Source organism: Pseudonocardia sp. NPDC049154 (assembly GCF_040648315.1).
Classification (GTDB): domain Bacteria; phylum Actinomycetota; class Actinomycetes; order Mycobacteriales; family Pseudonocardiaceae; genus Pseudonocardia.
Window position 1 is genome coordinate 1 of record NZ_JBEZDN010000043.1, and the last position, 11,138, is coordinate 11,138.

10 protein-coding genes are annotated in these 11,138 nt (G+C 74.8%); 6 read left to right on the forward strand and 4 right to left on the reverse strand.

Features of this window, described 5'->3' with window-relative positions:
• Positions 1-54: 54 nt before the first annotated feature.
• Both AB0B41_RS20790 and AB0B41_RS20795 read right to left on the reverse strand, forming a co-directional pair.
• Positions 55-957: a hypothetical protein gene (locus AB0B41_RS20790; RefSeq protein WP_358205628.1), complete on the reverse strand. Its 903-nt coding sequence runs from the start codon at positions 955-957 to the stop codon at positions 55-57.
• A 203-nt stretch (positions 958-1,160) separates the two neighbouring features.
• Entirely contained in the window at positions 1,161-1,652 is a 492-nt protein-coding gene (locus AB0B41_RS20795; protein WP_051736536.1) for a MarR family transcriptional regulator, read from the reverse strand.
• Between the two features lie 139 nt (positions 1,653-1,791).
• Between AB0B41_RS20795 and asnB the strand changes: the two genes are divergently transcribed.
• Both asnB and AB0B41_RS20805 read left to right on the forward strand, forming a co-directional pair.
• Positions 1,792-3,669 carry an asparagine synthase (glutamine-hydrolyzing) gene (gene asnB, locus AB0B41_RS20800; protein ID WP_358205630.1) on the forward strand — a complete coding sequence of 626 codons (1,878 nt, stop codon included), beginning with the start codon at positions 1,792-1,794 and terminating at the stop codon, positions 3,667-3,669.
• Between the two features lie 126 nt (positions 3,670-3,795).
• Positions 3,796-4,593, forward strand: a complete 798-nt coding sequence (locus tag AB0B41_RS20805) for a DUF427 domain-containing protein (protein WP_358205633.1) — start codon at positions 3,796-3,798, stop codon at positions 4,591-4,593.
• Between the two features lie 20 nt (positions 4,594-4,613).
• Here AB0B41_RS20805 and AB0B41_RS20810 read toward each other — a convergent pair whose 3' ends face one another.
• Both AB0B41_RS20810 and coaA read right to left on the reverse strand, forming a co-directional pair.
• The gene (locus AB0B41_RS20810) at positions 4,614-5,102 is read right to left on the reverse strand and encodes a MarR family transcriptional regulator (protein WP_358205635.1); all 489 of its coding nucleotides are present in this window, start codon (positions 5,100-5,102) and stop codon (positions 4,614-4,616) included.
• A 58-nt stretch (positions 5,103-5,160) separates the two neighbouring features.
• The gene (gene coaA / locus AB0B41_RS20815) at positions 5,161-6,183 is read right to left on the reverse strand and encodes a type I pantothenate kinase (protein ID WP_358205638.1); all 1,023 of its coding nucleotides are present in this window, start codon (positions 6,181-6,183) and stop codon (positions 5,161-5,163) included.
• Between the two features lie 153 nt (positions 6,184-6,336).
• Between coaA and AB0B41_RS20820 the strand changes: the two genes are divergently transcribed.
• From AB0B41_RS20820 to AB0B41_RS20835, 4 genes are all read left to right on the forward strand, one after another.
• Entirely contained in the window at positions 6,337-7,464 is a 1,128-nt protein-coding gene (locus AB0B41_RS20820) for a crosslink repair DNA glycosylase YcaQ family protein (RefSeq protein WP_358205640.1), read from the forward strand.
• Positions 7,465-7,714: 250 nt separating this feature from the next.
• Positions 7,715-9,043, forward strand: coding sequence for a hemolysin family protein (locus AB0B41_RS20825; protein WP_358205642.1), 1,329 nt, complete (start codon positions 7,715-7,717; stop codon positions 9,041-9,043).
• Positions 9,036-10,082 (forward strand): hemolysin family protein, encoded by a 1,047-nt coding sequence (locus AB0B41_RS20830; protein WP_358205645.1) that lies wholly within the window; start codon positions 9,036-9,038, stop codon positions 10,080-10,082. Before AB0B41_RS20825 ends, AB0B41_RS20830 begins: the two co-directional genes overlap by 8 nt.
• Before the next feature lie 152 nt (positions 10,083-10,234).
• Positions 10,235-11,035 (forward strand): 3-methyladenine DNA glycosylase, encoded by an 801-nt coding sequence (locus AB0B41_RS20835; protein ID WP_358205724.1) that lies wholly within the window; start codon positions 10,235-10,237, stop codon positions 11,033-11,035.
• Positions 11,036-11,138 lie beyond the last annotated feature (103 nt).

An 11,138-nucleotide genomic window follows, 5' to 3' on the forward strand; every position in this document is an offset into this window, starting at 1 on the left:
CGTCCCACAGCCAGGACGGGTCGCGCCCGTCCGCCTCCCTGGAGTTGACTGCGATCACCACCGCGCTCGGCGCGGCGCGACGGGCAGCCGGCTGCTGTCGAAGTCGGCGTACTGCGGCCGGGGTGCCTGCGCGGAGCCGTCGGACCGGCGCTCCTCCGCAGAGGGGAGCTGCACGATCGGCTGCATCCGCTCCTTGAGCCGGGCGAGCCGCTGCTCGCCGGTCTCGGCCGGCCGCTTCTCGCGGACCGGGCCCGCGGGCTGCAGCGAGCGCCGGACCGTCTCGCGCGACGGCGGCGGCACGGCGCTGATCAGCAGCATCCCGGCGAAGGCCCCCAGGCAGGCCCCGACCCACAGGTGCTCGGCCGCGCCCGCGGGCACCCCGGCGGTGAGCACGGCCAGCGCCAGGGTGGGGCCCCAGAAGAACCGGGCGGGCCAGGCGGGTCCGCGGCGCAGCGCCAGCCGGGCCTGGATCCCGACGAACACCGCGGTGATCAGGGGGACGACGCCGAGGAGCAGGACGGCGACGCCGAGCCGGACCGGGTCGGACGGGTCGAACGCGTCGCCGACGGTGCCGGAGCCGAGGTAGGTGCTCTGTGCCCCGACGAAGCACTCGGTGGAGCGCAGCGAGCGCGCCGCGGCACCGGTCAGACCGGGCACGGCCCCACGTCCGGTGGAGGCGGCGAACACCCGCCCCGCGGCCACGAACACGAGCAGCGGGAGCAGTCCGGCGGTCAGCAGGCCGATCCCGGCCAGGAGCACCCCGCGCCCGCCCCCGTACGCGGCGCCGAACCGCCGCCGCAGCAGCGCCACGACCAGGGCGCCCGCGGCCGGCAGGAGCCCGACGCCGAGGCCCAGCGCCGAGGTCGCCCAGGCCCAGACACCCGGGCAGGCCTGCGGGGCCACGGTCTCGCGCAGCACGGACAGCAGCTGCCCGACCAGCGCGACGAGCGTGTCCACCGGCTCCCCCTCCCCCTGTCGGAGCGCCCGGACGCCGGGCGCGATACGTGACGCGACCGGGACGTGGCCGGCACCTCCACTATGGCATCACCGGGTTCGCCGTGGCGGGCCACGCCGGGCACAGCGTGTCGCCCGTTCGTCGCCCCGCGCCGCCGCCGTCCGGGGGTACCGGCCGGGCCGCCCGCCGAGCGACGTGTGCCGCCTCAGCGTCCGCCCTGTTCCCGGTACGTGTCCAGGTCCTCGTTGAACCGCTCGAGCAGCATGCCGAGCGACTCCCGGTCCTCCTGCGGCCAGGACTCCAGCACGGCCTGCAGCGGGCGCAGCCGGGCCTCGCGGACGAGCTCCCGCTGGGCCAGTCCCTCGGCGGTCAGCGACACGACGACCGACCGCGAGTCGCGCTCGTCCGGCCGGACGTCGACGAGCCCCGCGCGGGAGAGCCGGGAGACCTGCCGGCTCGCCGTCGGCTTGCTCACGCCCAGCCGCGCGGTGAGCAGCGTGAGCGACTGCGCCCCGTTCTCGTCGAGCGCCGCGAGCACGGGATAGGTGTAGCGGTCCACGGCCTCGTGCGCGCCGTAGCCGCCGGACCAGACGGGCTCCAGCGTGCGCCGGATCAGCACGGTGATCTCGTGTTCGAGGCGGTGCAGCGAGTCCTGGGCCGGATTCTCGGGCGCGACCGCACCAGTGGTCGACGTCACGGGGTCACCCCTCCGCGGAAATCGGTCGTTCGGGCATGAATCGATCGTACCCGTATTGCGGCCCGCAATGTTTCGTCGTGCAATCCGATCACGGCTGCGTTACGCAGGTGTTACACGACGTGACGAGGAGGCGCCGCGAATGTGCGGTATCTGCGGTGGTGTCGAGTTCCGGCAGGGACGGCGGGACGACGAGCGGCGGGAGGTCCTGGCCGCGATGACCGGGACCATGGCCTGCCGCGGGCCGGACGACGAGGGCCTGTTCCTCGACGCCCACGCCGCGCTGGGGCACCGCAGGCTGGCGGTGATCGACGTCCCCGGCGGACGGCAGCCGATGGCCCTGCCGCCGCGGCCGGGCACGCACGACCCCGAGGCGGTGCTGGTCTACAGCGGCGAGACCTACAACTTCCGCGAGCTCCGGGCCGAGCTGGTGGCGAAGGGCCACACGTTCCGCACGGACTCCGACACGGAGGTCGTGCTGCACGCCCACCGCGAGTGGGGCCGGCGTGACCCGCGCGAGGCCGTCCGGCGGATGAACGGCATGTTCGCGTACGCGCTGTGGGACCCTGCGGCGCAGGAGCTCCTGCTCGTCCGCGACCGGCTCGGGATCAAGCCGCTCTACTACCTGCCCACCGCCGACGGCGTGCTGTTCGGCTCCGAGCCCAAGGCGATCCTCGCCGACCCGCGGGTGGAGCGCCGGGTCACGCTCGACGGCCTGCGCCGGCTGCTGTCCTGGGTGCACGACCCGTCGAACGCGGTGTTCGCCGGGATGCGCGAGGTGCCGCCGGGCGCACTCGTGCGGGTCACCCGCGAAAGGCTGCGCGAGGAGCGGTACTGGCAGCTCGCGGACACCGGGCACACGGACGACGTCCCGACCACGGTCCGCCGGGTCGCCGACCTGCTCGAGGACACCGCGCGGCGCCAGCTCGTGGCCGACGTCCCGTTGTGCACCCTGCTCTCCGGCGGGCTCGACTCCAGCGCCCTGACCGCGCTCGCCGCGCGGTACACCGAGGGCCGGGTCCGGTCCTTCGCCGTGGACTTCTCCGGCTACGAGGACAACTTCCGGGCCGACGACGTCCGCGGCACGCCCGACGCCCCGTACGTCCGGGAGGTGGCCGCGCACGTCGGCACGGACCACACCGACATCCGGCTCTCGACCGAGCAGCTGATGGACCCCGACGTCCGGCGCGCCGCGCTGCACGCCCGGGACCTGCCGATGGGCCTCGGCGACATGGACACCTCGCTCTACCTGCTGTTCAGAGCCGTCCGGGAGCGGTCGACGGTGGCGCTCTCGGGCGAGTCCGCGGACGAGGTCTTCGGCGGGTACCGGGACTTTCACGACCCGGACACGGTCGCGGCCGACACGTTCCCGTGGCTCGCCGGCCGGATGATGAAGGCCGACCCGGCCGATCCGGGCCTGCTGGACGCGGGCCTGGCCGGGCGCCTCGACCTGCCGGGGCATCTGGAGGCGCAGTACCGGGCGGCGCTCGCCGAGGTCCCGGAGCTGACCGGGCCGGCCGCCGACGACCCGCACGAGCGGCGGATGCGCGAGATCTGCTTCCTCTACCTCACCCGGTTCCTGCCGAACCTGCTCGACCGCAAGGACCGGATGAGCATGGCGGTGGGCCTGGAGGTGCGGGTGCCCTTCTGCGACCACCGGCTCGTCGAGTACGTCTTCGGCACGCCCTGGGTGCACAAGACCTTCGACGGCCGGGAGAAGAGCCTGCTGCGCCACGCCACGGCGCACCTGCTGCCCGAGTCCGTGGTGCAGCGGGTGAAGAGCCCGTACCCGTCGACGCAGGACGACACCTACGAGAAGGAGCTGCGCGAGCGTGCCGCGGACCTGCTGCGCCGCGACGACTCGCCCGCGGCCCCGCTGATCGACCGCGCGGCCGTGGCGGCCCGGATCGACGCCCCGCTCGACGGGACCACCGGGATGAACGCCCGCACCCAGCTCGAACGGGTCCTCGACGTCGACGCCTGGCTGCGGGACTACGAGGTGGCGCTCGACCTGCGCTGACGCGCCTGTGCGCGGTAAGTGGTGCTGGAGCACCACTTACCGCGCACAGCGGAAGTGGGCACAGGGAAGTGGGCACTGCGGAAGCCGCAGCGGAATGCCGGGCCGCGGGCGGGGGTTGGCCGTGACATGGGACTCACCCGACGCGAGGGACCCCTGGCCCCCGACTCACCCACCACCGTCAACTACGCGATCGACGGCCCGGCCCACAAGCTGTTCGCCCAGCCCTTCCCGCGCCGCATCCGCGCGGAGTTCGCCGGCCGGACGGTCGTCGACACCACCCGGGGCGTGCTGGTCCACGAGACCGCCCTCCTCCCGGTGCTGTACGTGCCGTTCGACGACGTCGACGCGGAGGTGCTCGTCCCCACCGACCACTCGACGCACTGCCCGTTCAAGGGCGACGCGAGCTACCACTCGCTGGTCGTGGGCGACCGGACCGCGGAGAACGCCGTCTGGTCCTACCCCGAGCCGAAGCCCGAGGCGACGTGGCTGAAGGGCTACGCCGCCTTCTACTGGAACGCCCTCGACGCCTGGTACGACGAGGAGGAGCAGGTCTTCGCCCACCTCGCCGACCCGTACACCCGCGTCGACGTCCGGCCGACCCGCCGGCACGTCCAGGTCCGGCACGGCGACACGGTGCTGGCGGAGTCCGACGCCCCGGCCGTGCTCTCCGAGACCGGCCTGCCGAACCGCTGGTACCTGCCGCAGGACGCGGTCCGGGTCGAGCTGCGCCCGTCCGACACCCGCACCCGCTGCCCCTACAAGGGCGAGGCCCGCTACTGGACCGCGGTGCTGCCCGACGGCACCGAGATCGCCGACGCGGCCTGGGAGTACGACACACCGCTGCCGGAGTCGAGCCGGGTCGCGGGCCTGCTCAGCTTCTGGGGCGACGGCGTCGAGGTGCTGGTCGACGGCGAGCCGGCCTGAGCCCTGCTCCGCCTCCGGTGCTACTCGTCCTCGAGCAGGGCCTCGATGGCGGGCAGCGCCGCCCGGATGACGGCGCGCTGCTCGGCGTCGAGGCGCTGCAGGCGGCGGGCGACGAGCGCGGTGCGGTGGGTGCGGATCTCGTCCAGTCGGACCCTGCCCTTGTCCGACAGCGTGATCAGCACACCGCGGGCGTCCTGCGGGTCCGGCGCGCGGACGACGAGGCCCTGGTCGTCGAGCGCGCCGAGCACCCGGGACATGGTCGGGGCCGTGACGGCCTCGCGTTTCGCCAGCTCGGAGAGCCGCAGCGGGCCGTGCATCGCGATCGTCACCAGGGCGGAGAGCTGCAGCGGGGGCAGCGAGTCCCCGCCGTCGATCCGGATCCGCCGGTGCAGCCGGCCGACGGCGAGCCGCAGCCGGGTGGCCTCCTCGGTGAGCTCCGGGTCCTCCACGTCGGGTGCGACGGGCGTCTCGACCGGGTGATCGGGCGGCGGGACGTGCTCCGCGGTCATCCGTCCATCCTGCCAGCCGGACAGTTCGGACAGTGCCCGGTCCCCCTGGCCTGCGCGGTCAGACCTTCCGCAGCCGGATCCGCGTGACGTCGTGCCGCGGGCCCTTGGTGAGGACCAGGCTGGCCCGGCCGCGGGTCGGGAGGATGTTCTCCTCCAGGTTCGGACCGTTGATCGTGGCCCAGATGTTCTCGGCGTGCGCCACGGCCGCGTCGTGGTCCAGCTCGGCGTACCGGCGGAAGTACGAGGCCGGATCGCGGAAGGCGGTCTCGCGCAGCTTGAGGAAACGGTCGACGTACCAGCGGCGCAGGTCCTGGGTGGCGGCGTCGACGTAGACCGAGAAGTCGATGAAGTCGCTGACCGTCAGGGCCGTGTTGCCCGAGGCCGGCTGCAGGACGTTGAGCCCCTCGATGAGCAGGATGTCCGGGCGCCGGACGACCAGCCGCTCGTCGGGGACGATGTCGTAGACCAGGTGGGAGTAGACCGGCGCGGTCACCTCGGCGCGGCCCGCCTTGACCTCGGTGACGAACCGCAGCAGCGCCCGCCGGTCGTAGGACTCCGGGAAGCCCTTGCGCTGCATGAGCCCGCGCCGCTCCAGCTCGGCGTTCGGGTACAGGAAGCCGTCCGTGGTGACCAGCTCCACCCGCGGGTGCTGGGGCCAGCGGGCCAGCAGCAGCCGCAGCAGGCGTGCGGTCGTGGACTTGCCCGCCGAGACCGACCCCGCGACCCCGATCACGAACGGGGTGCGCGCGGCGGTGCCGCCCAGGAAGGTGCGGTAGGCGCGGTAGAGCCGCCCGCCCTCCTGCACGTGCAGGTTCAGCAGCCGGGACAGCGGCAGGTACACCTCGCGCACCTCGGCGAGGTCGACCGCGTCGCCCAGGGAGCGCACCCGCTCCAGCTCCGCCGCGGTGAGCGGCAGCGGGCTCGTCTCCCCCAGCCGGGCCCAGGAAGCGCGGTCGAAGTCGACGAACGGCGAGGAGCCCCCGTCGCGATGGCCGAGGGAGGCGCCCGGGACGCCGGGCGGGAGCACGTGCCGTGGGGCACGGCGGTCGGTCTGCTCTGTGGCCTGCACCGTCGCGGGCATCGGGACCTCGGTCCTGTCGGGTTCTTCGGGTGCGATGGAGGTCCAACCTAGACGTCGATCGGCCGGCCGACCCCCGCGACGTGGGGTGAACCACTCCGCCGCGAAGCGTGATCGACCGGACGCCCCCACGGGATACCCGGGAGGATGCACGGTATGTCCGGGACGACCCCCGCGCTGGACCGCCGCCGCGTCCTCGCCCACCGGTTCGCGGCGCACGGGCTCGCGGCGCGCACCACGGCCGACCCGGCGGAGCTGCGGGTGCTCCGCCTCGGCGTGCAGGACACCCCGCCGGGGTCGCTACCGCTGGCCCTGGCCGCGCGGCTGCGGGAGGCCCCGGCGGAGGCCCCGCCGGACGCGAGCGTCGTGTGGTCCCACCGCGGTGCCCCGCACCTGCACCCGGACGCGGACCTGGTCCCGCTTGCGGCGGCCTGCTGGCCGGTCTCCGACGCCGACGCCGCTGCCCGCCTCGGCTGGCAGCGCGCCCGGCTCGAGGCGAAGGGTGCGGCCGCCCGGAGCGCGATCCGGACCGTGGCCGAGGCGGTCGCGACCGTGCTGTCCGGCGGGCCGCTGGTCAAGGGCGGGCTCAGCACCGAGGTCACCCGGATCGTCCCGGCGGCGCTCTCGCCGTGGTGCGGCCCCTGCGGGGTGCACCACGTGGCCGAGCAGCTGCTGCGGCTGGCGGGGCTGCCCGCCGGGGCGCGCCTGCGCCCGGGCACGAAACCCGTCGTCCTGGAGGCGATCCCGGACTGGCCCGGCCCGCCCGCCGACGACGCCGCCGGCGCCGGCCCCGTCGTCGCCGCCTACCTCGACCTCTTCGCGCCCGCCGCGGCCTCGGACGTCGCCGGGTTCCTCGGCACGTCCACGACCGCCGCACGGCCGGCCCTTCCGGTCGACCTCGTGCCCGTGACCGTCGACGGCCGGTCGGTGCTCTGCCCGCCCACGCTGCTCGACGAGCTGGCCGGACCCGCCCCGGACCCGGCCGGCGTCGTCCGGCTGCTGCCGCCCTCCGACCCGTACCTGCAGGGGCGGGACCGGGAGCTGCTGGTCCCGGCCAAGGAGCACCGGTCGGTGATCTGGCGCGCGATCGGGGCACCCGGTGTGGTGGCCGTCGACGGCGAGGTCGCCGGGGTGTGGCGCACCCGGGCACGGGGGCGAGTGCTGGAGATCACCGTCGACGCGTTCCGGCCCCTCACCGCGGCCGAGACCGGGGCGGCCGAGGCCGAGGCGGAGCGGGTTCGCCAGGTCCGGGGCGCGCGGGAGGTCCGCGTCCGGACGCGGTGAGGAGCCGGGGCCGCGTCCGTCAGGAGGAACCCGCCGCCGGTGCGGCCACCGTCGGGGGCGGGACGGCACCGCGCGCCCTAGACTCGGCCGAGCGCCCCCGGTACCGCTGTCCGGGGCGCGTGCACCCGAGTCCGACAGGAGTCCCGTTGCCGTCCGCGTCCGCAGGACCGTCAGGCAGTAGCGCGCCGGGCCCGGCCCGGCTGCACCGATCCCGGGAGCGTCACCCGGCCCGGCCCCTCCGGCGGCCCCGGTGACCGTCCTCCTCTCCCTCCTCGGCCTGCTGGCCGTGGTCGCCTTGACCCTGGGCACCGCGATCTCGGTGGCCTCGGAGTTCTCGCTGACCGCGCTGGAGCGCAGCCAGGTCGACTCGCACGTCGCCGCCGTCGGCGACCGGCGGGCGCGGGCGGTGCAGCGGGCGCACCGCGCACTGTCCTTCCAGCTCTCCGGCAGCCAGCTGGGCATCACGGTCACGACCCTGGCCACCGGCTACATCGCCGAGCCCGCGATCGCGGAGCTGATCCGGCCGGGGCTCACCGCCGTCGGCCTGTCCGAGGGGATGGCGGCCGGCGCGGCCACGATCGCCTCCCTGCTGATCGCCACGACCCTGTCGATGGTGTTCGGCGAGCTGGTGCCCAAGAACATCGCGATCGCCAGGCCGCTGGAGACCGCGCGCGCCGTCGTCTGGCTGCAGAGCGCGTTCGCCCACGCCTTCCGCTGGCTGATCGACCTGCTCAACAGCTCGGCCAACGCGATCGTCCGCCGGCTGGGCGTCGAGCCCGCCGAGGAGCTGCGGTCGGCCCGGTCGCCGCACGAGCTCAGCTCGCTGGTCCGGTCCAGCGCCGAGCACGGCACGATCGACGAGGGCACCGCCGCGCTGCTCGACCGGTCGCTGCGGTTCACCGACCGGGTCGCCGAGGACCTCATGACCCCGCGGGTACGCGTCGACACCCTCGACGCCGCGGACTCGGTCGCCGACCTCGTCGCCCTCGCCCGGCGCAGCGGCCACTCCCGCTTCCCGGTGCACGACGGCGATCCCGACGCCGTCCTCGGGCTGGTGCACGTCAAGCAGGCCTTCGGCGTCGAGCCGAGCGCTCGCGCGCGCACGCCGGTACGGGATCTCGTCCAGCCCGCCGAGATCGTCCCCGCCTCCCTGGACGGCGACGAGCTGCTCTCCCGGCTGCGCGAGTCCGGGCTGCAGACCGCCGTGGTCGTCGACGAGTACGGCGGCACCGCGGGCCTGGTGACCCTCGAGGACCTGATCGAGGAGATCGTCGGCGACGTCCGGGACGAGCACGACCGCGCCGAGCAGGCCCGGGTGCGCCCGCTCGGCCGGGACAGCTGGCTCGTCTCCGGGCTCATGCGCGCCGACGAGGTCGACGAGGCCACCGGCTTCCGGATGCCCGAGGGCGACTACGAGACCCTGGCGGGGATGGTGCTGGAGAAGCTGGGCCGGATCCCGGACGTGGGCGACGACGTCACGGTCGACGGCTGGCGGGTCACCGTGATGCGCCGCGACCGCAACCGCGTCGCCGAGCTGCGGCTCGCGCGGCTGGCGCCCGAGGCGGTGGCCCGTGGGTAGCGACATCCTCGCCGTCCTCGCGGCGATCCTGCTGCTGGGCGCCAACGCGTTCTTCGTGATGGCGGAGTTCGCCCTGATCAGCGCGCGCAAGGACCGGCTGGAGGCGATGGCCGACAGCGGCGTCGCCGGGGCCCGGACCGTGCTGCGCGCGAGCGCCGACCTGGCCCGGATGCTCGCGGCCTCGCAGCTCGGCATCACGATCGCGTCGCTGCTGCTGGGCCGGCTCGGCGAGCCCGCCGTCGCGCACTTCATCGAGGCGCCGCTGGAGTGGGCGGGGCTGCCCGAGGCCGCACTGCACCCGATCGCCTTCGCGCTGTCGCTCGCGCTGGTGTCGGTGGCGCACATCCTGCTCGGCGAGATGGTGCCGAAGAACATCTCGATCGCGGGCCCGGAGCGCGCGGCGATCCTGCTGGTCCCGCCGTTCCTGGTGTTCACGACCGTGATGCGGCCCTTCATCGACCTGTTCAACCACATGGCGAACCTCACCCTGCGGCTGCTGCGGATCGAGCCGAAGGACGAGCTGGAGACGGCGTTCACCTCGGGCGAGCTGTCGGAGATGATCGCGGACTCCCGCCGCGAGGGCCTGCTCGACGACGAGGAGTCCACCCGGATCTCCCGCACCCTGCGGTCCGCCGAGGCCACCGTCGGCGACGTGCTCGTGCCGTCCGGGGAGCTCGTCTCGCTGCCCGTGCGGCCGCGGGTCGGGGACGTCCAGCGCGCGGTGGAGCAGACCGGGTTCTCGCGCTTCCCGCTGCGCGCCCCGGACGGCCGCTTCACCGGGTACCTGCACATCAAGGACGTGCTCGACCTCATCGACGATCCCGAGGCCGTCATCCCCCTCACCCGGGTCCGCGGCCTGCCCGAGGTGCCCGCGGACGCCCGGCTCGACGAGGCCGTCGCCGCCCTGCGCACCACCCGCGCGCACCTCGCCCGCGCCGTCGACCGGTTCGGCGCCACCGTCGGCATGGTGGCGATGGAGGACCTGATCGAGCACTACGTCGGCACGGTCCGCGACGCCACCCACACCAGCGAGGCCTGACCCGTGAGTGCCGACTGCCCCTCTAGCGGCTGTCGGCACTCACGACCCCCGGTGACCTGGGCAGATCGCGCCGCGTAGCGTTGCGGGACGTGGTGACCGAGGAACTCGACGAGTCCGCCTGGCGGGCCCGGGCGGCCGCCCACCGCACCCGGATGGAGCGCTGGACCGGGCCGCACCGGGAGCGCCGGCGCCGCCGCGAACCGCATCCGGTGCAGGACTTCCTGTTCACCTACTACTCGCTGCGGCCCGCGCAGCTCGAGCAGTGGCAGCCCGGCCCGGGTGTCCGGCTGCTCGGCGACGTCCGCGAGTTCACCAGTCGCCCGGGCTACCGGCCGGACGGGGGCGGCGTCGTCCTCGATCCGGCGCTGCTGCCCGAACGGCTACACCGGACCGCGGGCTTCGTACACGGGCTGGTCTCGGCGACGGCCGCCCGCCCCGCCCGCTACGGCTGCTTCGGGCTGCACGAGTGGGCGATGGTCTACCGCACCGACCGGCCGCGCCACGGGGCCGTGCCGCTGCGGCTCGGCGCGGCGGGCACCGACGCCGTCGTCGAGTCGATGCCGGTGACCTGCACGCACCACGACGCGTTCCGCTTCTTCACCGCGGCGGCGCGCCCGCTCAACCGGCACCGGCCGACCCGTGAGGACCAGGTCGCGCTGGAGCAGCCGGGGTGCCTGCACGCGACCATGGACCTCTACAAGTGGGCGTACAAGCTGCTCCCGGCCACCGCGGCCGAGCTGCTCGGGGACTGCTTCGCGCTGGCCGCCGAGGTCCGCGAGCTCGACATGCGGGCCAGCCCCTACGACCTCGCCGACCGCGGGTACGCCCCGGTGCGCATCGAGACGCCCGAGGGCCGCGCCGAGTACGCCCGGGCGCAGCAGGGTTTCGCCGAGCGCGCCGCCCCGCTCCGCACCCGCCTCCTCGACCTCTGCACCACGCTCAAGCCCCTGTGAGTGGCGGTTTTTGGCCCGGGGGCGATAGCCCCCCACGACGAGGGATGGGGTGGTGTGCGCGGTGGGGGGGGGGGTGGGGAAATGAGGGAGGTCGACACTGTGG

What these genes read in the sequence shown, in the direction of transcription:
- asnB (WP_358205630.1), top strand. Translation starts at nt 1,792, where the DNA reads ATGTGCGGTATCTGCGGTGGTGTCGAGTTCCGGCAGGGACGGCGGGAC.
- AB0B41_RS20805 (WP_358205633.1), top strand. Translation starts at nt 3,796, where the DNA reads ATGGGACTCACCCGACGCGAGGGACCCCTGGCCCCCGACTCACCCACC.
- AB0B41_RS20810 (WP_358205635.1), bottom strand. Translation starts at nt 5,102, where the DNA reads ATGACCGCGGAGCACGTCCCGCCGCCCGATCACCCGGTCGAGACGCCC.
- coaA (WP_358205638.1), bottom strand. Translation starts at nt 6,183, where the DNA reads ATGCCCGCGACGGTGCAGGCCACAGAGCAGACCGACCGCCGTGCCCCA.
- AB0B41_RS20820 (WP_358205640.1), top strand. Translation starts at nt 6,337, where the DNA reads ATGTCCGGGACGACCCCCGCGCTGGACCGCCGCCGCGTCCTCGCCCAC.
- AB0B41_RS20835 (WP_358205724.1), top strand. Translation starts at nt 10,235, where the DNA reads ATGGAGCGCTGGACCGGGCCGCACCGGGAGCGCCGGCGCCGCCGCGAA.